A 21,820-nucleotide genomic window follows, 5' to 3' on the forward strand; every position below is an offset into this window, starting at 1 on the left:
GGACAGGTTCCGGAGGCCAGGGAAGGAGGAACCCCCACCATAGCGCACGCCCGGGCCCTTCCTCTCTGGTGGAAACACCACCCCAGCCCTTGCCGCAACAGACATGCAGCGTGGGGCCTGGACGATGTCCGGTACCATCGTTCCATGATCGATTCTCTCTCTGCCTCCTCGTCCACCCCGCTTCTTCAGGTCTATGTCGTGGGGGGTGCCGTGCGCGATGCCCTGCTGGGCCTGCCGCAGAAAGACCGCGACTGGGTGGTGGTGGGATCCACGCCCGAAGCCATGGTGGCCCGGGGCTTCCGCCCCGTCGGCAAGGATTTTCCGGTCTTCCTGCACCCGGACACGCAGGAAGAATATGCCCTGGCCCGCACCGAGCGCAAGACGGCGCACGGCTACCGCGGTTTTGCCGTGCACGCCTCGCCCGAGGTGACGCTCGAAGAGGATCTGGCGCGGCGCGACCTCACCATCAATGCCATTGCCTCCGATGCACAGGGGCGACTCATCGACCCCTACGGTGGCCAGCGCGACCTGGAAGCGCGCATCCTGCGCCATGTGACAGCCGCCTTTGCGGAAGACCCTGTGCGCATCCTGCGGATCGCACGATTTGCGGCACGCTTCACCGACTTCTCGATTGCACCGGAAACCATGGCCCTGATGCGCGACATGGTGGCTGGGGGCGAGGTGGATCACCTGGTGCCCGAACGGGTCTGGCAGGAAGTCAGCCGAGGGTTGATGGAAAGTGCACCTTCGCGCATGTTCGAGGTGCTGCGTGCCTGCGGTGCACTGGCCCGCATCCTGCCCGAGCTCGATGCCCTGTGGGGTGTGCCGCAGAGCGCACAGCATCATCCCGAGATCGACACTGGCCTGCACGTCATGCGCGTGATCGACATGGCCGCCCGTCTGGGAGCTCCACTGGAAGTGCGCTATGCCTGCCTGTGTCACGACCTGGGCAAGGCCGACACGCCCCGCACGGCGTGGCCCCACCATCCCGGTCACGAGGCCGCCGGTCTGGTGCGCGTGCGCATCCTCAGCCAGCGGCTGCGGGTTCCGGTGCACTGCCGCGAACTGGCCGAGGTCGTGACCCGGGAGCATGGCCACATTCACGGCTGTCTGCACAGCACGCCGGCAGATCTCGTCGCCCTGCTGGAACGCTGCGATGCCTTCCGGCAGCCGCAGCGCTTCCGCTCCATCGTGCTCGCCTGTGCCTGCGACGCACGGGGACGCCAGGGGCATGCCGAAGATGACTACCCACAGGGACGCTATCTGCTAGACGCCCTGGGCATTCTCCTGACGCTCGATGCCGGCGCCCTTGCACGCACCGTGCAGCGCGAAATGGCAGCCCCGGAGGCCCCTGCACGGCCGCTGGGCGCGTGCATCCGCGAGCGGCTGACAGCGGCACGCGTGCATCTGCTGACCGACCAGCTGCCATCCCCTGACCGTCCGCCTGCCGCAGGCTGAAGGCGATCTTCCTTGACGGGCTTGCTCGCCCGCCTCCCCTGCAGCCACCGCACACAGCGCAGGACGGCTGAGGTTACCCGTGTTTCGTTGCAGAAATGTTGCCAGGGCTTGCAAGAAACGTGCAGGCGAGCGAAGTTATGCCTCTCAACGTTGCGTGCAAGCATATTTATTGCTGAAATAAGCGCAAAATATGCGGGTTGGCAGCATATTTCGATGCATACTTGCGTCCTTTTTGTCAAAGTGGATCGAGATATGCGGGATTTCCCCAAACGAGGCGCATGCATGACGGCGTTTGACGGAAGTTCCTGCACTGCCATCACACCTGGTGCTCAGGCCGGGATGCCCGGAGCCTGATCTCGTCCGGCCGCTGTTTCTCAGGATGCGGAGGTAAGGGCAAGGGCGCAGGCTTGGGTGATCTCTGGCATGCATTGCGCACGTCTGTTGCCCGGAGGGCCAACGGACGACAGTCAGGCACTGCCGAATGTAGAAACCTTGTTTGCCTCATGTCCCATCTATTGATTGTCGAAGACGATGCCCTGCTGCGCGATGCGCTCAAAGACCAGCTTGCCCATGCCGGGCACAGCGTGACCGTGGCAGCCGACGGACTGCAGGCGCAGCAGCTGATGGAGCTGCAGCGCTTCGATGGCGTGCTGCTCGATCTGGGTCTGCCCGTCCTCGATGGTCTGAGCCTGCTCAAGTGGGCACGGCAGCGTTTCGGGGCACTGCCGATCATGATCCTGACCGCTCGGGACGACATCGACGACCGCGTGTCCGGCCTCAATGCCGGTGCGGACGACTACCTCGCCAAGCCCTTCGACATGAAGGAACTGCAGGCCCGCGTGGCAGCCCTGCTGCGCCGCTCGCGGCTGCCGGCCTTTGTGGGCAGCCTGGAGGTCACGGCAGGACATGGCCGGCTGCTGCGCCTCGACTCGCAGCTTCCCCTGGCCTGGCTGGGTGACGAGGCGCTCGACCTCACACAGCGGGAATGGGCGCTGCTGTCCCTGCTCGTGGCACGCAAGGGGCAGGTCATCAGCCGCGAAGATGTGATGGCCGTCTGGCAGCACGACAGCGAGGCTCCCTCCACCGCAGGCGGCTCGAACGCACTGGAGGTATACATCCATCGCCTGCGCCGCAAGCTCGCCAGCTCGACCATCCAGATCCGCAATGTGCGCGGGCTGGGATATACCCTGCAGGTGACGGAATAGCCTCCCATGGCGGAAAATGCCTGCCCTTGCTGCCATTTTCCGTCCTTCCCGTTCGCGGGTTCTGTGCCATAGCTCCTGCTGCCATGAAACGCTCGTCCATCCTGCAGAGTCTGCTGCGCTGTCTGGTGATTTCCCAGGTTCTGATCTGGCTGGCGGGTCTGCTGAGCTTTTCGGTGGTGGCGCTCTGGTTCATGCGCAACGAGATCGACCATATTCAGGAACGGCAGCTGCAGGCGCTGGCCCAGCGGGCCGAGCTCTTCAACAGCGGCCTTCTTTCGCTCGGAGACACCATCAGCATTCTCCGCGCCACCACTGCCACCCATCGCTTTCTCTATCGGGTCACCCGGCTGTCGGACGGCAGCTCCACGGGAGACCTTGCCCTGCCCTCGAACCAGAAACAGGCAATCGCCCATACGCCTGCAGACCGTCAGGTGCGTCACTCGACCGTGTTCATCGACGGAGAGAGCTGGCGGATGGCCTGCGTGCGTGTTCCTCTGTCGGGCGGCCGTGACTCGCTGGAAATTGTCATGGCCCGGCCCGATGCCCTCTCCAATGCCTATGCAGCACGGCTGGTCACCTTCCTGATGGTGCCGCTGCTCGTGGTGGCAGTCGTGCAGAGTCTGGTGCTGGCCTGGAGCATCCGCCGCAAGCTCAGCCCCCTGCAGCGCCTGGTCCGCGAGATCAAGGGCGTACCGGGAGGCAGCCTGCACCCTGTGGTGATGCGCGAGGCCCCGCGCGAAGTGCGTGCCGTGCTGCGTGCACTCAACCACCTGCTCAGCCAGGCGCAGAACAACGTCAACAGCGAGAAACGCTTCATCGGCGACGCCGCGCACCAGCTCCGCACGCCCATGGCCGGCCTCATCAGCCAGGCCGAGCTGGCGCTCAACGAAAATGACCCAGAAAAGATGCGCCAGCGCATCGTGAAGATGCATAACGCCGCCCAGCGCAGCGCCCACCTGGTGCAGCAGATGCTGGCACTGGCCCGCACGGAAGGATCCGCGAGCTGCCGCATGGAACACTATGACCTGGCCGAACTGGCCCGCAAGGTCGCCTCCGAATGGAACGACCGGGCCTGGAAAAGCGCCGTCGATCTGGGCTACGAGGGGGACGAACACGCCAGGGTATGGGGCAACCCCACCCTGATGTGCGAGGCACTGGGCAACATGATCGACAACGCCATCCACTACACCGGCCCCGGCACCCTCGTCACCGTCAAGGTGTCTGCTCCGGCCATGGACTGGATGCCGACCGTGGAAAACCCCGTGCCCTGCGTGCTGCTGGAAGTCGAGGACAACGGTCCGGGCGTACCGCCTGAATCGCTCAGCAAGCTGTTCGAGCGCTTCTGGCGTGCGGATGAAAACATGCCGGGCGGCTGCGGACTGGGGCTGGCACTGGTCAGGCGGGTGGCCGATCTGCACCGGGCCACGGTAGGAGCCAGGCTCCTCACCCCGCATGGCCTGCGCATTTCCATGGCGATCCCCGTATTTGGCAAAACCGCCTCGGGCATGGAGGACTCCTCGATCCCGGATACCCGCTGGCGCCACGCCGTGAGCCGCGCCGCCGGACTGCGCCCCATCACCCCGGCCGACAGCTGAAAGCCAAGGCGCCCCATGCCCAGAATCAGAGCATGCGGGTGCGGTCTCCGCGCGCAAAGCCGACGGCTGGCCAGGGCTCACCCCGGCACAGCCCGATCACCTTGAACAGCTCCCCCATCTCGTGCTCCATGAGAAGCTTCTGCGCCATGGCGCGTTCGGGCAGGGACGCCGCCTCCATGCGCTGCGCCATGCCTCCATTGAGCAGAAACCAGGCCTGCGTGGTATAGCCCAGCAGCTCGAAGCCTGCGTTCTGTGCTGCCACGGCGATGCCCGTGAAGTCGACATGCGCCGTGATGTCCTTGGCTCCCACGGCCACCAGCGGATCATCATCGGCACGATGGGCCTGATGGCACATCACCGTGCCCATGTGACGCTGCGGATGGTAATACTCCCCCTCACCGAAGCCGTAGTCGATGAAAAAGGCCGCCCCGCGCACCAGATGGCGCCCCAGCGTCGCGATGAAAGCCTCGGCCTGGGGGTGAATCTCCGTCACATAGTCCCCACTGCCCGGCACCTCGCAGGGTGGGCGCGCATCGGTCAGGCGGTCGCTCCACCGCCAGCTGGCCGTGCCCTCGCCCCAGACAACGCCCCGCTCGTGCCATAGACCCCCGGTGCGCGCGAGAAGCCGCACCGGCATGGCGTCAAGCACCTCATTGCCCAGCACGACCCCTTCCATGCGGGCCGGCAGCTCCCGCTCCCAGCACACCCGGTCGCCGAACCGTGCGAGCCGCTTCTGCTGACGCTCCCGCAGGCTCGCCGACACATCCACGATGTGGTAGGCGGTCACTTCCACCCCCTGCGTCTGCAGCGCATCGAGCACCTGTTCCGCCAGGGCTCCGCTGCCGGCGCCGAACTCCCACAGCTCGCGGGTACCCGTGCGCACGAGTGCCTCAGCCACCTGTACAGCCAGCGTCTGCCCAAACAGCGCACTGAGCTCGGGCGCCGTCACGAAATCGCTGCCGTCGTCCGGGAGCCTGCCCAGCTTGGCGCTGTCATGGGCGTAATACCCCAGCCCGGGCGCATAGAGCGCGAGATGCATGAACTGCTCGAACGACAGCCAGCCCCCTGCACGGCGTGCCTCCTCGCGCATGAGCTGCTGCAGCTCGGGCACGGCGGCACCGGAAGAAGACACAGAGGGAGAAAGGGAGGAAGAAGCAGGCGAGAACGACGACATCCCGCGAATCTACCACCCTTCGCCTCACCCGCCGCGCCGTGTCTGCCGCACCCCGCATAATCGCGGCATGTCTTCTGCCCTGCATGCCCCTCCCCATGTTCTCATCACCGGCGGCGCCGTGCGTCTGGGTGCCGTGCTGTGCTCCACCTTTGCCCGCGCTGGCTGGAAAGTATGGTGCCACTACCAGCGCAGCGCAGACGAGGCCCATGCGCTGCAGGAGCGCCTGGTCGCAGAGGGCCACACCGTGGAACCGGTGCAGGCCGACCTTGCCGATGCCACCCAGCGTGCCGACCTGATCGCCCGTCTGCAGGCCGCCCATGGCCCCCTGCAGGCCGTGGTCAACAACGCCTCGCTGTTCGAGCCGGATACCGGGGACGACTTCACGGCCCCCCTCACCCGCCGCCAGCTCGAAGTGAACCTGGTGGCTCCGCTCGACCTGGCCCGCCGCATGGCCGCCACCCATCCCGACGATGCGCCCGCCGGCAGCTGCGTGGCCATCCACATCCTCGACCAGAAGGTGTATAACCTCAACCCCGATTACTTCAGCTACACCGTGAGCAAGCTCGCGCTGGAGCGTGCTGTATCCCTGCAGGCGCAGGCCCTGGCCCCGCGTGCCCGCATCTGCGGAGTGGCACCCGGGCTGATGCTCGTGAGCGGCCCCCAGAGCGAAGCCAACTTTGCCGCCGCCCGCCAGGCCAACCTCATGCGGCGCCCGCTCGACCCGGCCGATGTGGCGCGGGCCTGCCTGTTTCTGGCGGAAAATCCCGCCATCACCGGCAGCACCCTGTGCGTGGACAATGGCCAGCACCTGCTGCCCCTGCCACGCGACATCATGTTCGTGGTCGACGACCTGCTCCAATCCCATCTCTCCCATCATGACCTCCCCCCAAAGCTGGACTGAAACCCTCGCCCTGACCTGCCGCCGCCTGTTCCTGCGCAACTACGACGTGCACATCAACATCGGCGTGCACGAATTCGAGAAGCGTGGACCGCAGCGCGTGCGCGTCAACGTCGACATGTACGTGCTCCTGAGCCAGTCCACTCCCCGGGCCGACCGCATCCACGAAGTGGTGGACTACGACTTCATCCGCCGCACCATCGCCGCCCGCGTGGGCTCGGGACACATCGAGCTGCAGGAAACCCTCTGCGACGACGTGGCCCGCACGCTGCTGCAGCACCCCAAGGTGCAGGCTGTGCGCGTCTCCACCGAAAAGCCCGACGTATACCCCGACTGCGATGCCGTGGGAGTGGAGGTGTTCATGCTCAAGCCGGCAGCCGAGGCCTGACCCCCAGCCCCCTTTTGTCTTTTCGTCCCCATTTCCCGCCCGCTGCGGGGTCGGGATCGGGCTCTTACAATGCCACCGAAGCCCGATCGCCTGTCCGTGCCCCGGCTGCGCTCCCCTCAGCGCAGTGCTGTTCCTTTCCTGCGTGCCTGTGACCATGTCCGACCTTTCCCTTGATCTCCCCGATGCCCCCGTGACCGGCCCCGATGCGGCTGTGTCTTCCACCGATGCTCCTGCCGATCCGGCTGTCTCGCGCCGCAAGCGCGAGATGCACAAGCTCGAAAAGCGCCTGTGCCGCCTCACCGGACAGGCGATCGTGGACTACCGCATGATCGAGGAAGGCGACCGCGTCATGGTCTGCGTGAGCGGCGGCAAGGACAGCTACACCCTGCTCGACATCCTGCAGAAGCTCCAGCGCCGCGCCCCGGTGCGCTTCGAGCTCGTGGCCGTCAACCTCGACCAGAAGCAGCCCGGATTCCCGCCCGACATCCTGCCCGCCTATCTCGAAGGCACCGGCGTGCCCTTCCACATCGAGACCCAGGACACCTACAGCGTGGTCAAGCGCCTCATCCCCGAAGGCAAGACCATGTGCAGCCTGTGCTCGCGCCTGCGCCGAGGCATCCTGTACACGGTGGCGCGCCGCCTCGGCTGCAACAAGATCGCACTCGGCCACCACCGCGACGACATCGTTGCCACCTTCTTCCTCAACATGTTCTTCGGCGCCAAGCTCAAGGGCATGCCGCCCAAGCTGGTGAGCGACAACGGCGAGTTCATGGTCATCCGTCCCCTGGCCTACGTGCGCGAGGCCGACACCCAGCGCTGGGCAGACTACCGCGAATTTCCCATCATCCCCTGCAACCTGTGCGGCAGCCAGGAACACCTGCAGCGCAAGCAGGTCGGCCACATGCTGCGCGAATGGGAAAAGGAATACCCCGGCCGCACCGAACGCATCCTGCACGCCATGCAGAACGTGGTGCCGAGCCACCTGATGGACCGCGCCCTCCATGACTTCGAGCACCTGCGCACCACCGGCGTCCCGGATGCCGACGGCGACAAGGCCTTCGACGAAGAATCCTTCCCTGCCGCTTCCGTGATCCAGCTCCCCGAAACCACTCCCCGCGGTCCCGCTGGGTGGACAGGCGAAGAGCCCGGAGCCTGAACACGGCTGCGCTCGCTGCGCAAGGAGACCATCGAAACATGACCGCCGCTGCTGCAACCCGACTGCTGGTGATCCGCCATGGCGAAACAGCCTGGAATGCCGCCCGCCGCATTCAGGGCCACACCGACATTCCGCTCGATGCCACAGGCGTAGCCCAGGCCGAACACCTGGCGGAAGCCCTGGCCGACAGCCCGATCCACGCGGTCTACACAAGCGACCTGCAGCGGGCCGAACAGACCGCCCGCATCATCGCTGCCCCCCATCAGGCGCCCGTCACCCCGCTGCCCGCCCTGCGCGAACGCGGCTTCGGCAGCATCGAGGGCATGACCTTCCTCGATTTCGAGGTGCAGCGCCCGCAGGACTCGATGCACTGGCGCAAGCGCACCCCGGACTGGACGCCTCCGGAGGGCGGAGAATCCCTGCTCACCCTGCGCGAGCGCATCGTGGCCACCGTCAACGCCATCGGTGCGCGGCACAACGGCCAGCATGTCGCCATCGTCAGCCACGGTGGCGTGCTCGACATCCTGTACCGCGCTGCCACGCGGCAGGGACTGCAGGCTGCGCGCACCTGGTACCTGCCCAACTGCGCCATCAACCGCCTGCTCTGGACACCCGATGGCCTTACCCTCATAGGCTGGGGCGACACCCGTCACCTCGACGACATGGCCGAAGGCCCGCTGCACGACAGCAGCGTGCGCTGAATCACCGCCTGCTCGCCCACCCCTTCTGCCCTGCAAAGGAGGGCATCTTGTCAAAAACGGCACAAGGGGCGATAATGGCACGGCTTTTGGCATGCTCAGGCTGCATGCCCAATGTGCAGGGGCCCGGTCGTGCATCGACACCGCCGGCCGCCCAGGTGGACAAACTGGAATTCTGTCCACCGTCCTCAGCGAGCGCCTCGCGCTCCAGGCTCCGGTTCCAGACCCTTCGGCTCCCACAACGGCATGCTCCGTGGGACAATCCTTCCTTTATCGACACTGAAGCGCCCTTGTCAGGCCAGGCACCACAAGTGCCGTTCCCCCGACGATCCGCGCAGACTCTGACTCTCTCTTGAATCTTCATTTTCCTCGTACTCTCTCGGTAGGACGCTACGTCCTGACCCCCTCTTCCCGTCCCACGTCGTGCGGCCAATATGCCGCCTCCGTTTCCATCCGCAGTGGGCAGGGAACCTCGACGCATGACACGGTCATGCGCTTCAAGCCGCTTTTTCTCACTTCCGCTGCCGCCTGGGCCTACGCTCTGGCGCAAGGGCTGGAACACCTGCATCCCGGTGCAGCCACGCCCGCTCCCCTTTCGATTTCCTCTCTCTGACTGCATCCCATGACCAAAGAAGAACTGATTGAAATGCATGGCATCGTGAACGAGGTCCTGCCCGATTCACGCTACCGCGTCACCCTCGAAAACGGCCACCAGCTCATTGCCTACACCGCCGGCAAGATGCGCAAGCACAGCATCCGCATCCTGGCAGGCGACCGCGTCTCGCTGGAGCTGTCGCCCTACGACATGGCCCGCGGCCGCATCACGTTCCGCTTCCTGGAACCGCGCAAGCCGGGCGGCCCCTCCGCTCCGGGCCCACGCCGCCGGTACTGATCTGCGCACGCGGCATGCCTGTCCGCAGACCATGCCCCGCTGATAAAATCAGCACTTCCCCCCAGGAGCCGCCCACAGCGGCTCCTGCCGTTTCAGACTCCCCTTCTTCCGCGCCGTGTCCTCCTTCGCCTCCGAAACCCGCCGCCGCCGCACCTTCGCGATCATCTCCCACCCCGACGCCGGCAAGACCACGCTGACCGAGAAACTGCTGCTGTTCTCCGGCGCGATCCAGATTGCCGGCGCCGTCAAGGGCCGCAAGGCCAGCCGCCACGCCACCAGCGACTGGATGGAGATCGAGAAGCAGCGCGGCATCTCGGTGGCATCGAGCGTGATGCAGATGGTCTACCGCGACCATGTCATCAACCTGCTCGACACGCCCGGACACAAGGACTTCAGCGAGGACACCTACCGCGTGCTCACGGCCGTGGACTCAGCCCTCATGGTGATCGACGCGGCCAACGGCGTGGAAGCCCAGACCCGCCGCCTGATCGAGGTGTGTCGCCAGCGCGACACACCCATCATCACCTTTGTCAACAAGATGGACCGCGAAGTGCGCGATCCGCTCGACATCCTCGACGAGGTGGAGCGCGAGCTGGGCATGCCCTGCGTGCCCATGACCTGGCCGGTGGGTCAGGGCAAGACGTTCGGCGGCATCATCAACCTGCGCACCCGGGCCATGACGGTGTTCGAGTCGGGCAGCGAGCGCCGCCCGCAGGACTTCGAGACCATCCCGCTGACCGAGCGCGACACCCTGATCGCCCGCTTCGGCCAGGCCTTTCTGGACGCCGAGGAAAGCATGGAGCTCGCTACCGGCGCCTCGCCGGAATGGGACCATGCCGCCTTTCTGGCCGGTCGCCAGACGCCCGTGTTCTTCGGCTCCGGGGTCAACAACTTCGGGGTGATGGAAGTGCTCGACGCGCTCGTCGATCTGGCCCCGCCACCCCAGCCCCGGGTCAGCCACGTGCTGGTCAACCGCCAGATGCAGGACAAGGAAATCCAGCCGGAAAACCCGACCTTTGCCGGCGTGGTCTTCAAGGTGCAGGCCAACATGGACGCCAACCACCGCGACCGCATCGCCTTCGTGCGCATGGCCAGCGGCAAGTACACCCCGGGCATGAAGCTCAGGGTACAGCGCACCGGCAAGGAGCTGCGCCCCACCAGCGTGGTCACTTTCCTGAGCCAGCGCCGCGAAGCCGTGGACGAGGCCTATGCGGGCGACATCATCGGCTTCACCACGCATGGCGGGGTGCAGCTCGGCGACACCATCACCGATGGCGCCAACCTGCAGTTCACCGGCCTGCCCTTCTTTGCGCCGGAAATGTTCATGACCGTGGTGCTCAGGAATCCGTTGCGGACCAAGCAGCTCCAGCAGGGGCTGGCCCAGCTCGGCGAGGAAGGTGCCATCCAGGTCTTCAAGCCCGACATGGGCGGCAACATGCTGCTCGGTGCCGTGGGACAGCTGCAGTTCGAAGTGGTGCAGCACCGGCTCAAGACCGAGTACGACTGCGACGTGCGCCTCGAAGGATGCCAGTACACCGGCGCGCGCTGGATCTCCGCCGACACACCGCAGGATCTGCGCGCCTTCACCGACGCCTACCCCACCCGCATGGCCCACGATGCGGCCGATGCGCTGGCCTACCTGTGCACCAGCCCCTATGACGTGCGGCTGGCACAGGAGCGCTTCCCGCGCATCCACTTCCACCCGCTGCGCGAACACGCGGGGCTGACGCTCGACAGCGCCCACTGAGAGACGGATACGTGCACAGGCCCCGGACGTGTCGCGTACGGGCCGCGTTTCCCTGCCCGACAGGACTGCAGTCTGTCGGGCAATGGCACAATGGGTACAGACCCTGCCGTGTCCGGCTCCACAGAGAGTGCAGACGGAGCAGGCACATGCCCCTCATCACAGCGACTGACAAAGGAGTCCCATGTCCCTCACCGTGATCCTTCTCTTTCTGGTGGCACTGACCCTGCTGGGCATCGTGGCGCTCTACAACCAGCTGGCACGCCTGCGCAATGCCACTGCCAACGCCCGCGCGCAGATCGACGTGCAGCTCAAGCGCCGCTACGACCTGATCCCCAATCTGGTCGAGGTGGCGCGCAAGTACATGGCGCACGAGCGCGAGACACTGGAAGCAGTTACCGCTGCGCGCAATGCCGCCAGCGATGCCCGTCAGGCACTTCAGCGTCAGCCTGCCAGCGCGCAGGCCGCTGCCGCGCTGGGTCAGACGGAGGCCCTGCTGCAGGGGCGCTACACCCAGCTGCTCGCCGTGGCCGAAGCCTATCCCGAGCTCAAGGCCGACCAGACCATGCGCGACCTCGCCGAAGAGATCACCCATACCGAAAACACAGTGGGCTTTGCGCGCCAGGCCTACAACGACAGCGTGCTGGACTACAACAATGCCGTGGTGCAGTTTCCGAGCACGGTGGTGGCCAGGCTGTTCGGCTTTGTGCTGCTGCCGATGCTCGAAAGCATCCAGCGGCCCGAAGAACGCGATGCGCCCCGGGTGAACTTCTCCGGCTCCTCTGTCTGAGCCCGCTCGGGCAGAGGTCGGAGTCCGCATACCGCCATGCGTTTTCTGGAACACCAGCGCAGTGCCCGGCAGGCCACCAGCCGCCTGCTGCTGGCGTTCGGACTCACGGTGCTGCTGCTGTTGACGGCGGTCAACGGGGGGCTGATGCTGGTGTGGTGGGCGCTGTCGCACCTGCTGCACAGCCGCCAGACCTATCTGCCGCCCTTCTTCTTCCAGGTCAATACCGGGCTCGTGCTGCTGTTCGTGTTCGGGGGATGGTGGATCGAGAGCAGCAACCTCTCCCGGGGAGGGGCAGCCATTGCACGCCGCTGCGGCGCACGCGAGCTGCTGCTCGATGACCAGCACCCGACAGAAGTCCGGCTGCGCAACACCGTGCACGAGATGACGGTGGCGGCCGGCATGCCGATGCCGGCGGTGATGGTGTTGCCGCGCCAGTGGGCCATCAATGCCTTTGCGGCTGGGCTCGAACCACGCCAGGCCGCCATTGCCGTCACCGACGGTGCCCTCGACGCCCTGACCCGCGAGGAACTGCAGGGACTGGTGGCCCACGAGCTGAGCCACATTGCCGAGGGGGATACCCGCCTCAATACCCGGCTTGCGGGCATGGTGTTCGGGCTGGAGATGGTGTTTCGCTTCGGACAGGCGCTGGCCCAGATCCGTGCCGACGAACGGGGCAGCGCGATGCGGGCGCTGTTTGGCCTGCCGGTGATGATCGTGGGATCGGCCGGTTGGGTGGCCGGGCGGCTGCTGTGTGCGGCAGTTTCCCGGCAGCGGGAATTTCTGGCGGACGCACGCGCCGTGCAGTGGACCCGCAACCCTGCCGGGCTCGGCGGGGTGCTGCTCAAGATCAGCTCGCAGCAATTCCGTCAGCAGGATGGGGCATCGCCTTTCGTGGAGGACGATGCGGACGACGACACCCTGTGGGATGTGGACGCCTACATGCGCCAGCAGCCCATGATCACGCACATGCTGCTGGCCGAGCCGCTCACGCAGGGCTGGCAGCACAGGCTCGAACACTGGTTCAGCAGCCACCCCCCGCTCGACGAACGCATCCGCCGCATCTACGGCTACATGCCCGCCTGAGACGTCCCGCCAGCAACGGCATCAGGCCAGCCCGACCAGCTCCAGATAGGCCCTGCGGGTGACGGGACCGACGTGCTCCACCACCTGCCGCCAGGGAGTCTGGTGCCGGATTTCCATGCGGGCACTGGCCACGGCCCGGGAGCGGCAATACCAGTGGCAGGTGTGCTGCATCAGAAGCATTTCGGCCGTCATGGTGTAGGCCTGTGCCTTGCGCTGGGCCGCGGTGTCCGTATCGGCATGGGTGGAGGCGACCCGCAGCCCCTGGGCGTGCAGCTCGAAGAGACGGCGCACGTCGAACCCCTGCCCCGGCAGCAGGAGATCGAGTCCCGGCACGCCCCAGGGGGAGACGCGCGCATCGCTCTCGCCCACCTGGGCAAACTCCCGTGCAAAGCGGTCGAACTGGCTGCACAGGGCAGCCTCCACGGGTTCCAGCCGCCGCCAGAGCTGCATCTGCCGCTCGGGATCGTGCTCGCCTGCCGCACGCAAGTAGCCGTTGATGAGGGACTCCATGAGCTTCTCGATCTCGTAGTGCTGCAGATGGCCTGCCAGGATTGCCACACGCTTGCGCTGAAAATGCCCTCGCGCCATCCATATCCCCACCAGCAGCAGGCCCAGACTCCAGTGATCCATGCGTTCCCGTTTTGTGTATGCGTTGATCGAACCGGCTAGTGTAGGCCTGTTCGCGGCCCATCCTCGACCTGCCCCCATCCGATGCGTGCTCCGGCTCTGCGAACCGCACAAAAAAGCCGCAGGCACCGGGAAAGGCCTGCGGCAAGCCGGAGGAGGACGCTCAGGCCTCCCCGGCAGAGGTGTGGAGACTTGCCCCCATGCAAGGCCATGAAGGGCGGCAGGTGCGTGCGTCAGAGCCGTGCGATACGGGCCGGAATGCCGTTGCGCACGGCGGTGCCGGAGACGGCATCGACCCACACCACGCCACTTCCCCGGGTGGGATCGGCCAGACCCAGTTCGTTGACGCACACGCCGGCACCGAGATCGGGGCGGTCGGGCTGACGCTCGTGGCCGAGCACGTGGGCACGGGCACCGAGCTCGCGGTGGCCAAAGCCGTGCTCGATGGCCATGGTGCCGGGCACTACGCTCTCATGCACGATCACCGTGCATTTCACCGCTCCTGCCGGCGTCTGCAGGCGCGCCTGGTCTCCGGTGCGCAGCCCGGCCCTGCGGGCATCGACGGGGTGGACGATGACCGGGTTTTCCGGATGCACGCGGGTGATCTTGGTGGCAATGCTGTAGGAGTTCTGCAGGGCGGACTTGAAGTTCACGATCAGCAGCGGCCATTCCTGCTGGGTATAGATCTGGCGCAGCGGAGTGCCATCGGCAAACGAAGGGGGAACCCAGGTGGCGCAGCCGCTGTGGCGCTTGCCGTTGAGGCTGTTGCGCGAGGTGCCAAGCTGGTCGTTCCAGAGCCACAGGGGCTTGTCGAAGCGCCAGGTCTGCCAGTCGGCGCGTTCCTCGTCATGGGACTGGCCAGCAGGCTGATAGCGGCCGCCACGGGTGTAGAGAAACGCGACCTTGCGCCACTCGTCTTCCTTGAGGCTGGCATGCAGGAGAGGGGCGATCCGGTCGACGCCGGAGAGATGGATGTCCTCGTCGGTGGCATCTCCCACAGGCTGCTTGCCGCCAAAGGCAATGTTGGCGCCTGCACGCAGATACCAGTGTTCGGGACGTTCGAGCGGCAGGGGGTGGCCCTGAGCGTCGCTCATGCCCTGCGGGCCGAAGCCGGGCAGGTGCATCCTGCGGGCCAGAGCCAGCAGGAAGGTTTCCACCCCGATTGGCTGACCGTCGGGGGTCTTGGCGGCGCGGGGCTCCACCACGGGCCAGCGCGCCACCATGCACTTGGTGGACACGCCACTCCAGGGCGCCACGAAGCCCCAGCTCTCGTACATGATGCTGTCGGGCACGATGTAATCGGCAAAGGCGTTGCTCTCGTTGATGAGCGGATCCATCGAGATGATGAGCGGAATGCGCCGGGGATCGGCGAGCGGCTTCTCGATGAGGGTGCGCAGCCCCGGCACCCCATACATCGGGTTGCAGCTCCACAGCATCAGCGCCTTGAGCCCATAGGGATAGCCGTTCATGGCGGCGGTGAGCCATTCGGTGGCGAGTCCCGAGGCGTTGGGGAACCACTGGTCGCGGGCAGGATAGGGGTTCTGGCCCGCTTCCTTGCGACGCTTGAATTCGCTGGTTTTCTCATAGGGCGCGTTGCGGCCCAGGGGTATGCCACGGGGCTTGATCTGCCCCGGGAAGGTCGAGAGGTTGTAGCGGGGGCCTTCCTCTGCGTACTTGAAGCCCCCCGCGCCGTAGGCCCATCCACCCTGGTAGTTGAGGTTGCCGATGAGGGCGTTGAGCGTCATGAGCGCATAGGCAGCATAGAAGCCGTTGCTGCCCATCATGCCGCCGTGGCTGACGACGCAGGCCTTGCGCCCGTGGCTGGTGAGCTCGCGCGCCAAGGCGGTGATGATGTCCTGCGGGATGCCGGTGATCTGGCTCGCCTCGGCCACGGACATCTTCTGTGCCGACGCCCGGAGCAGCTGCAGCGAAGTCTTCATCTCGACCGGCTTGCCCGCCACAGCCACAGGTGCCGTCACGGCCAGCGGGGCCGGCCCCATGAAGGTGGCGGCATCGGCAGGCAGTCCGTCGGCGCCCAGCACGTAATAGGGGTCCTGTTCCTTGTAGCGATCCTCCTCGGCGAGCTGCACGGTGCCGAGATCGGTGCCGCGCAGGAAGTGGCCCTTGCGCGGATGGCCTTCCTGGGTGATGACGAGCCAGGTGGCGTTGGTGAACGAAGGCTCGCCGGCGGCCTGCGCGCTGGCGAGGTTGGCATGGGCCAGATAGTCGCTGTTGATGCGGTCGTTGTCGAACATCCAGCGCATGATGCCCATGGCCAGCGCCCCATCGGTATTGGGACGGATGGGCACCCAGTGGCTGCGAGTGGGCACGGCGCGGTTGTCGGCATTGGTGAGCACCGGGTCGATCACCACGTAGTCCAGCTGGCCCTCGGTGCGGGCCTTGGCCAGCAGCGTGCCGGTGCGCTTGAACGGATTGCCGGCATTGGCCGGTGCCGTTCCGACGAACATGGCGAACTCGGCGCTGGGAATGTCCACCCGGGCGTGCGGCATCGCCTTGAAATCGCCAAACAGTGCTCCTGATCCCGAACGATAGGCCCCCCCGCAGTACGAGCCGTGCTGCACGTAGTTGAGACTGCCATAGGACTGGTTGATGAAGCGGCGCACGAAGGACACCCGCCCCTCCTCCACGCTCGACATCAGGGCCACCTGGTTCACGCGGGGCCCCAGCTCGGGGGCCTGCGGGTCGATGGGCGTGTGCAGGTCCCGCAGGGCGGCAAGACCATCCACATGGCCTTCGCCGAAGAGATCGCCCCCATCGGTCACTTCACGCACCAGCTGCTCGAAGCTGATGGGTTCCCAGCGACCGGAATTGCGCGGCCCCACCCGTTTGAGCGGGGTGAGCACGCGGAAGGGGGAGTCCATCTGGTCCATGGCCGCATTGCCACGTCCGCAGGCCGTGGAGCGCCCGTCGAGCCCCTGGTCGCGAAAGCGCGACAGACTCACGAAACTTTCCTTGACCGATGCCTTCATGGGCAGATGGGGGTTGGTCGACAGCGGGTTGTAGGGGTTGCCCGTCACCCGCAGCACCTTGCCGGTTTCCTTGTCGACCCGAACCCGCACTCCGCAGATGGTGGTGCAGCCCAGACAGGCGGTGTAGCTGACCTGCTGGCGCGGATTGAGCCTGAGGGCGCCCGTGGCGGGATCGACGGTGAATTCGGGCTCCGGAGCGCGTCCGGCAATGTGGTCACGCTCGGGCTGCTTGTGCAGCAGGCCGTCGGCCATGCGTTCGAGCGTTTCGGAAAAACCGGCTCCGAAGGCAGCCAGCCCACCGGCAGCGATCAGGTCGCGGCGTTCGATCTTTTTCATGAGAAAACTCCTACTTGTTCCAGTCCATGCAGGCGGTGGTTCAGACCTGCCCAGGGGTGGCCCGGCCTACCCGATCCAGTGGCAGCACATTCGTCACCACGATGAAGATGAACACCCACAGCCCTGCCGTCCCGACGATCCCGAGCAGGCCGTCCGGGCCGAGCGGGAGCTGGTAGCTGTAGTAGCCGGCACCGGTCTTGGGCACTTCCTGGCCTCCGATGAAGATGGCCCAGCGCACCATCCAGGCCGAATGCAGGGCCAGCAGCCCGATGAGCAGGCTGGCATCGGGATGCTTCCACCCCAGCCACCAGGCCAGCCCCGTGGCACCCACTGCCCAGATCGCCACGGTCTGCCAGTTCTGCGATGGCCCAACCTCTCGCAGCGCCTCGGCATCGTTGGCAGACAGCCCCGTCATGCCCAGCACCAGCCACACCAGTCCCACCCCCAGCGAAGCCAGCAGTAGCCAGGCCACGCCCCATGCCATGCGCCGGTTGAGAGCAGCATCGTGTCGGGACGGCCCAAAGCGGTTGAGCAGCATCACGAGCCCCAGCGCCCCCGCCACGGCCGTGAGGAAGAACTGCACCGGCAGCAGCGGCGTGTGCCACAGGGGCCGTGCCCGCACGGCCATCACTTCCGCTCCCGTATACACCGCCACCAGCACCGCACCCACCAGGGTCAGCAGCGCCGCCATGAGCAGCGGGCCACGGCTTTCATGTCCGCCCACTGCCAGCCAGCGGGCAGCCCAGGCAAACCGGCCCCGGGCGTCGGCGTGCTGCTGCAGCAGCGGCCGGAACGCCAGCCATGCGTAGAGCAGCAGCCCCATGAGATAGACCGGAATGAAGAACGACCCCCACGACATCCACGAGGAAGGCGTGAAATAGGCGTAAAAATGCCAGAACCGCCCCGGCTGGTGCAGGTCCGAGAGCAGGGCCACCGGCGCACACAGCCCGCAGACCAGCGCAGCCAGCAGCGCCAGCCGCGAAGGCACCTGCCAGCCCGGCCGGCGGAAAGCCACCCCCGGCAGGGACAAGAGATAGGCCCCATACGACAGCCCGATCAGAAAGAAATATTGCACCGCCCAGGGCAGCCATGCCACTGCGCGCGTCACGTTGACGGTTTCGACGATCGTGTTCATCTCGACATCTCCTCGTTCTCACGCGTGGGCGCGGGGCTTCCACAGCGTGCCCTCGCCCTCGACCTTGCCCTCGAACCGCTCATCGAGCCCGATGTAGAACACCTGCGGGTGGGTTTCCATCTCGGGCTTGAGCACCTTGAGGCGATCCCGGTTGGCATCGAGCGTGCGACGCAGTTCGCCATGAGCGTCATTGAGATCGCCGAACATGCGTGCCCCGCCTACACAGGTTTCCACACAGGCCGGCAGCAGCCCTGCCTCGACGCGGTGCACACAGAACGTGCACTTGTCGGCCTTGTTGGTGTCGTGGTTGATGAAGCGCGCGTCGTACGGGCAGGCCTGCACGCAGTAGGCACAGCCCACGCAGCGGTCGCTGTTGACCACCACGATGCCGTCCGGGCGCTTGTAGGTCGCCCCCACCGGACACACCGGAATGCAGGGTGGGTTCTCGCAGTGGTTGCACAGGCGCGGCAGCACATAGGTGCCGGCCGGCTGCCGCGCCGGGGCATCGGTGAGCTTCACGCTGTAGGTCGACACGATGGTGCGAAAGCTGCCCTCCGGCACCACGTTCTCCTGGATGCAGGCCACGGTACACGCCTGACAGCCGATGCACTTGCGCACATCGACCAGCATGGCCCAGTGGTGCCTGGCCGTGGGCGCAGCCTGCAGGGCGGGAGCTGCCACGGCGGCCGCCGTCACCACCGGAATGCCGCGCAGAAAGCTGCGGCGCGAGGCCACGCGCGCATTCTCCTCGCCGCGCGGCACGCATTCCGCGGCATGGTCTGGGGTGAGCTGGTGCATGAAAGATCCTCCGTCGTGTTCAAAACCTTGCCCCGACTGTAGGAATCTCCCTGCCCCTGCCGCATCTGCGCTAGTTCCCATCGGAATAGACGGTTTTCCCTATTCCGCCGCAGTATCGACATGCTTGTTGCGCCAGATCAAACCCGCGTCCTCCGCCTGCGCCGCCCTTTTGCCCCTGCCAGCGGCACAGGGAACGGCGCCAGCAGCGCCCCTCCTCCTAGAATCGCCTTCATGCTCCCCCTTCTTTTTGGCTGCTGCATGGCCTGGCTTCTGTCGCTCCGGTGCGATCCGCATCCTGTGCCCCTCGCATGGCAGCGCCTGGGCGTGGCGGCTCTGCTCGTCCTCACGGGGTGCCTGGCGCAGGCGGCGGTCCCGGCTTCCGCGCCGACCGAGCAGCGCCCCGAGGTACGCATCGGTGTGCTGGCCTTCACGCGCAGCGAGCCCCCACAGGACTGGAGCCCGGTGGCACGCTACCTGAACCATGCCCTGCCCCGTTATCACTTCGTGCTGCTGCCCTTGGACCACGAGGGCCTGACCCGTGCCGTCCGCGCCGGCACGCTGCAGTTCGTGCTCACCAACCCAGGTCAGTACGTGGAGCTCGAAAGCAGCTACGGCGTCACCCGCCTGCTCACGCTCGACACCTCGCGCGGCAGCGCCTCCCCCAGTCCCCGCACCGGCACCATCGGCTCCGCTGTCGTGGTCCGCCGGGAGGCCCGGGGCCTGCAGCGGCTCGAAGACCTGCGCCATCTCACCGTCGCCATCGTCGGCACCGAAGCCTTCTCGGGCTACCAGATCCTGGCCGGAGCGCTCCAGCCACTGGACATCACCCTGTCCGAGGAGGACACCCTCCTGTCCACCGGCCTGCCCATGGAGCGCGTGGCCGAAGCCGTGCTGAGCGGCCGCGCCGATGCCGGCGTGCTGCGCACCTGCCTGCTCGAATCCCACCCCGAGTGGCAGAGCCGCCTGCGCGTGGTCGCCCCACAGACCCTGCCGGGCTCGCACTGCGCCACCTCCACCCCGCTGTACCCGGACTGGCCCATCGCCACCCTGCGCAGCACACCCCAGCCCCTGGCGCGCGCCGTCACTGCCAGCCTGCTCGGCATGGAAGCCCCCCGCGACGGACTCAGCTTCACCGTCCCCTCCGATTACCAGTCGGTGCATGAACTGTTCCGCACCCTGCACATCGGCCCCTATGCGCGCCTGCCGGAACCCACCCTGCTGAGCCTCGCTCGCCGCTACTGGCCCTGGCTTGCTGCCCTGCTCGCGCTGGTGTGCGGCTGGATTCTCTACACCGTCCATGTCGAACACCTCATCCACCTGCGCACAGCCGCCCTGCGCCATGCCCTCGACGCACGCAAGGCCCTGGAGGAGCGCGTGCGCCAGAGCCAGGAACAGGCCGACCACCTGGCCCGCCTGTCCATGCTCGGTGAGCTCTCCGGCACGCTCGCCCACGAGCTCAACCAGCCCCTGGCCGCCATCGCCAACTACGCCCGCAGCCTGGTCCTGCGCGTCGACCACCACCGTCTCGACGACTCCGCCGTGCGCGAAGCGGCAGACGCCATGGCCGAGCAGGCCGAACGCGCGGGCGACATCATCGCCCGCATTCGCCACTTCGCCCGCAAGCGTCCCGGCAGCAGCACCCTGGCCTCGCCGTCGCAGATCGCGCGCGACTCCATCGCGCTGTTCTGCGGCATGCTGCCCCACCCACCGGCCATCCACATCGAAGACCACTTCCCCCCCGACCTGCGCGTGGAAGTCGACGCCCTGCACATCCAGCAGGTTCTCATCAACCTGCTCAAGAACGCCTACGACGTCACCCACCTGCTGCCCGCCGCCCACCAGACCCTCACCCTGCGCCTGTGGGCAGACGCCCGCCATGCCCACTTTGCGGTCATCGACGACGGCGAGCCGCTCGATGCCGACACACGGGCACATCTCTTCGAACCCTTCTTCACCACCAAACCGGAAGGCCTCGGCCTGGGACTCTCCATCTGCCGCGGCATCGCCGAGGCCCACGGCGGCCGGCTCGATGCCACCCCCGCAGACCCCCTCCCCGGCAGCCGGGGCATGCGCTTCACCCTGAGCCTGCCCCTGCCTTCCCTGCCGGACACCCCCGACACGCCGCCCTCTCCCGCCCCGGATTCCCGCCATGCATGACGTCTCCCTTCCTGCTCCCGACTGGCACCTGCACGTCGTCGACGACGACGCGCCGTTCCGCCGCTCCCTGGTCTTCCTGCTGGAATCCATGGGCTGGCAGGTCACACCCCACGCCTCCGCAGCCGACTTTCTGGCCGCCTGCCCCTCGCCCCAGGACACATTCGGGTGTCTGCTGCTCGACATTCGCATGCCTCAGATGAGCGGCCTGGAGCTGCTCCGTGCCCTGGTGTCACGCGGCTGGAATCCCGAAGAAATCCCCGTCATCTTCCTCACCGGTCACGGAGACGTGGAACTGGCCGTGCAGGCCATGAAGCAGGGCGCCTTCGACTTTCTGGAAAAACCCTTCCGCGACCAGCATCTGCTCGACGTCATCGGTGCCGCCCTGCGCCAGCGCGCCGCAGCCCTGCACAGAGGCCGCCGCACGCGCCAGGCCCATGACGCCCTCACCCGGCTCTCCCCGCGCGAATCCGAAGTTGCCCGGCTCGTGGCCCGCGGCCTCCCCAACCGAGCCATCGCCCAGACGCTCGACATCAGCGAAAAGACCGTCCACATCCATCGCCAGCGCGTCATGGACAAGCTCGACATCGGCAGCGCTGCCGAACTGGCACGCATCATGTTCCACGCCGATCCCGAGGCCCTCGACGACTGACCACCCCTGTCACCCGGGCCCATCGCGATCTGCATACAATGGTCTGC

General features: G+C 66.6%; 19 protein-coding genes. 14 read left to right on the forward strand and 5 right to left on the reverse strand.

Annotated features, from left to right (window positions below):
- Positions 1-144: 144 nt before the first annotated feature.
- From ACP2WS_RS03485 to ACP2WS_RS03495, 3 genes are all read left to right on the forward strand, one after another.
- The gene (locus ACP2WS_RS03485; protein WP_426459512.1) at positions 145-1,458 is read left to right on the forward strand and encodes a multifunctional CCA addition/repair protein; all 1,314 of its coding nucleotides are present in this window, start codon (positions 145-147) and stop codon (positions 1,456-1,458) included.
- Between the two features lie 503 nt (positions 1,459-1,961).
- Complete coding sequence (locus tag ACP2WS_RS03490; RefSeq protein ID WP_374491508.1) at positions 1,962-2,663, forward strand: response regulator transcription factor; 702 nt, start codon at positions 1,962-1,964, stop codon at positions 2,661-2,663.
- An 83-nt stretch (positions 2,664-2,746) separates the two neighbouring features.
- Positions 2,747-4,258 carry a sensor histidine kinase gene (locus tag ACP2WS_RS03495; protein ID WP_426459513.1) on the forward strand — a complete coding sequence of 504 codons (1,512 nt, stop codon included), beginning with the start codon at positions 2,747-2,749 and terminating at the stop codon, positions 4,256-4,258.
- Between the two features lie 25 nt (positions 4,259-4,283).
- Here ACP2WS_RS03495 and ACP2WS_RS03500 read toward each other — a convergent pair whose 3' ends face one another.
- On the reverse strand, positions 4,284-5,348 hold the full coding sequence (locus ACP2WS_RS03500; RefSeq protein WP_426459587.1) for a class I SAM-dependent methyltransferase: 1,065 nt from the start codon (positions 5,346-5,348) through the stop codon (positions 4,284-4,286).
- 151 nt (positions 5,349-5,499) lie between these two features.
- On the opposite strand from ACP2WS_RS03500, the gene ACP2WS_RS03505 reads away from it, so the two are divergent.
- The 9 genes from ACP2WS_RS03505 (at position 5,500) to ACP2WS_RS03545 (ending at position 13,081) form a co-directional block, all read left to right on the forward strand.
- Complete coding sequence (locus tag ACP2WS_RS03505; protein ID WP_426459515.1) at positions 5,500-6,333, forward strand: SDR family oxidoreductase; 834 nt, start codon at positions 5,500-5,502, stop codon at positions 6,331-6,333.
- Positions 6,308-6,718 carry a dihydroneopterin aldolase gene (locus tag ACP2WS_RS03510; RefSeq protein ID WP_374491514.1) on the forward strand — a complete coding sequence of 137 codons (411 nt, stop codon included), beginning with the start codon at positions 6,308-6,310 and terminating at the stop codon, positions 6,716-6,718. The genes ACP2WS_RS03505 and ACP2WS_RS03510 overlap by 26 nt, the downstream gene beginning before the upstream one ends.
- A gap of 154 nt (positions 6,719-6,872) precedes the next feature.
- Positions 6,873-7,874 carry a tRNA 2-thiocytidine(32) synthetase TtcA gene (ttcA, locus tag ACP2WS_RS03515; RefSeq protein WP_426459516.1) on the forward strand — a complete coding sequence of 334 codons (1,002 nt, stop codon included), beginning with the start codon at positions 6,873-6,875 and terminating at the stop codon, positions 7,872-7,874.
- A 38-nt stretch (positions 7,875-7,912) separates the two neighbouring features.
- On the forward strand, positions 7,913-8,575 hold the full coding sequence (locus ACP2WS_RS03520) for a histidine phosphatase family protein (RefSeq protein ID WP_426459517.1): 663 nt from the start codon (positions 7,913-7,915) through the stop codon (positions 8,573-8,575).
- Between the two features lie 349 nt (positions 8,576-8,924).
- The gene (locus ACP2WS_RS03525; protein WP_374491520.1) at positions 8,925-9,185 is read left to right on the forward strand and encodes a hypothetical protein; all 261 of its coding nucleotides are present in this window, start codon (positions 8,925-8,927) and stop codon (positions 9,183-9,185) included.
- Between the two features lie 9 nt (positions 9,186-9,194).
- The gene (gene infA, locus ACP2WS_RS03530) at positions 9,195-9,464 is read left to right on the forward strand and encodes a translation initiation factor IF-1 (protein ID WP_374491522.1); all 270 of its coding nucleotides are present in this window, start codon (positions 9,195-9,197) and stop codon (positions 9,462-9,464) included.
- Positions 9,465-9,579: 115 nt separating this feature from the next.
- Positions 9,580-11,211, forward strand: a complete 1,632-nt coding sequence (locus tag ACP2WS_RS03535) for a peptide chain release factor 3 (protein ID WP_426459520.1) — start codon at positions 9,580-9,582, stop codon at positions 11,209-11,211.
- A 181-nt stretch (positions 11,212-11,392) separates the two neighbouring features.
- Positions 11,393-11,998, forward strand: a complete 606-nt coding sequence (locus ACP2WS_RS03540) for a LemA family protein (protein WP_426459522.1) — start codon at positions 11,393-11,395, stop codon at positions 11,996-11,998.
- Between the two features lie 36 nt (positions 11,999-12,034).
- The gene (locus ACP2WS_RS03545; protein ID WP_426459523.1) at positions 12,035-13,081 is read left to right on the forward strand and encodes a M48 family metalloprotease; all 1,047 of its coding nucleotides are present in this window, start codon (positions 12,035-12,037) and stop codon (positions 13,079-13,081) included.
- Positions 13,082-13,102: 21 nt separating this feature from the next.
- Here the strand turns inward: ACP2WS_RS03545 and ACP2WS_RS03550 are convergent, their stop codons facing one another.
- From ACP2WS_RS03550 to dsrO, 4 genes are all read right to left on the reverse strand, one after another.
- A complete protein-coding gene (locus tag ACP2WS_RS03550) occupies positions 13,103-13,711 on the reverse strand; it encodes a hypothetical protein (protein ID WP_426459525.1) in 609 nt (202 codons plus the stop codon).
- A 230-nt stretch (positions 13,712-13,941) separates the two neighbouring features.
- Entirely contained in the window at positions 13,942-17,034 is a 3,093-nt protein-coding gene (locus tag ACP2WS_RS03555) for a molybdopterin dinucleotide binding domain-containing protein (protein ID WP_426459527.1), read from the reverse strand.
- A gap of 40 nt (positions 17,035-17,074) precedes the next feature.
- Complete coding sequence (nrfD, locus tag ACP2WS_RS03560; protein WP_426459528.1) at positions 17,075-18,169, reverse strand: NrfD/PsrC family molybdoenzyme membrane anchor subunit; 1,095 nt, start codon at positions 18,167-18,169, stop codon at positions 17,075-17,077.
- A gap of 18 nt (positions 18,170-18,187) precedes the next feature.
- On the reverse strand, positions 18,188-18,967 hold the full coding sequence (gene dsrO / locus ACP2WS_RS03565; RefSeq protein ID WP_426459530.1) for a sulfate reduction electron transfer complex DsrMKJOP subunit DsrO: 780 nt from the start codon (positions 18,965-18,967) through the stop codon (positions 18,188-18,190).
- A gap of 258 nt (positions 18,968-19,225) precedes the next feature.
- On the opposite strand from dsrO, the gene ACP2WS_RS03570 reads away from it, so the two are divergent.
- The gene (locus ACP2WS_RS03570) at positions 19,226-21,124 is read left to right on the forward strand and encodes a sensor histidine kinase (protein ID WP_426459532.1); all 1,899 of its coding nucleotides are present in this window, start codon (positions 19,226-19,228) and stop codon (positions 21,122-21,124) included.
- The gene (locus ACP2WS_RS03575) at positions 21,117-21,773 is read left to right on the forward strand and encodes a response regulator transcription factor (RefSeq protein WP_374491542.1); all 657 of its coding nucleotides are present in this window, start codon (positions 21,117-21,119) and stop codon (positions 21,771-21,773) included. Before ACP2WS_RS03570 ends, ACP2WS_RS03575 begins: the two co-directional genes overlap by 8 nt.
- Positions 21,774-21,820: the final 47 nt, after the last annotated feature.

It is taken from the genome of Brachymonas moutaii (nom. illeg.), assembly GCF_049977365.1.
Classification (GTDB): domain Bacteria; phylum Pseudomonadota; class Gammaproteobacteria; order Burkholderiales; family Burkholderiaceae_C; genus Brachymonas.

What these genes read in the sequence shown, in the direction of transcription:
- ACP2WS_RS03510 (WP_374491514.1), top strand. Translation starts at nt 6,308, where the DNA reads ATGACCTCCCCCCAAAGCTGGACTGAAACCCTCGCCCTGACCTGCCGC.
- ACP2WS_RS03505 (WP_426459515.1), top strand. Translation starts at nt 5,500, where the DNA reads ATGTCTTCTGCCCTGCATGCCCCTCCCCATGTTCTCATCACCGGCGGC.
- ACP2WS_RS03495 (WP_426459513.1), top strand. Translation starts at nt 2,747, where the DNA reads ATGAAACGCTCGTCCATCCTGCAGAGTCTGCTGCGCTGTCTGGTGATT.
- ACP2WS_RS03545 (WP_426459523.1), top strand. Translation starts at nt 12,035, where the DNA reads ATGCGTTTTCTGGAACACCAGCGCAGTGCCCGGCAGGCCACCAGCCGC.
- nrfD (WP_426459528.1), bottom strand. Translation starts at nt 18,169, where the DNA reads ATGAACACGATCGTCGAAACCGTCAACGTGACGCGCGCAGTGGCATGG.
- dsrO (WP_426459530.1), bottom strand. Translation starts at nt 18,967, where the DNA reads ATGCACCAGCTCACCCCAGACCATGCCGCGGAATGCGTGCCGCGCGGC.
- ACP2WS_RS03550 (WP_426459525.1), bottom strand. Translation starts at nt 13,711, where the DNA reads ATGGATCACTGGAGTCTGGGCCTGCTGCTGGTGGGGATATGGATGGCG.
- infA (WP_374491522.1), top strand. Translation starts at nt 9,195, where the DNA reads ATGACCAAAGAAGAACTGATTGAAATGCATGGCATCGTGAACGAGGTC.
- ACP2WS_RS03540 (WP_426459522.1), top strand. Translation starts at nt 11,393, where the DNA reads ATGTCCCTCACCGTGATCCTTCTCTTTCTGGTGGCACTGACCCTGCTG.
- ttcA (WP_426459516.1), top strand. Translation starts at nt 6,873, where the DNA reads ATGTCCGACCTTTCCCTTGATCTCCCCGATGCCCCCGTGACCGGCCCC.
- ACP2WS_RS03485 (WP_426459512.1), top strand. Translation starts at nt 145, where the DNA reads ATGATCGATTCTCTCTCTGCCTCCTCGTCCACCCCGCTTCTTCAGGTC.
- ACP2WS_RS03520 (WP_426459517.1), top strand. Translation starts at nt 7,913, where the DNA reads ATGACCGCCGCTGCTGCAACCCGACTGCTGGTGATCCGCCATGGCGAA.
- ACP2WS_RS03555 (WP_426459527.1), bottom strand. Translation starts at nt 17,034, where the DNA reads ATGAAAAAGATCGAACGCCGCGACCTGATCGCTGCCGGTGGGCTGGCT.
- ACP2WS_RS03575 (WP_374491542.1), top strand. Translation starts at nt 21,117, where the DNA reads ATGCATGACGTCTCCCTTCCTGCTCCCGACTGGCACCTGCACGTCGTC.
- ACP2WS_RS03490 (WP_374491508.1), top strand. Translation starts at nt 1,962, where the DNA reads ATGTCCCATCTATTGATTGTCGAAGACGATGCCCTGCTGCGCGATGCG.
- ACP2WS_RS03570 (WP_426459532.1), top strand. Translation starts at nt 19,226, where the DNA reads ATGGCCTGGCTTCTGTCGCTCCGGTGCGATCCGCATCCTGTGCCCCTC.
- ACP2WS_RS03500 (WP_426459587.1), bottom strand. Translation starts at nt 5,348, where the DNA reads ATGCGCGAGGAGGCACGCCGTGCAGGGGGCTGGCTGTCGTTCGAGCAG.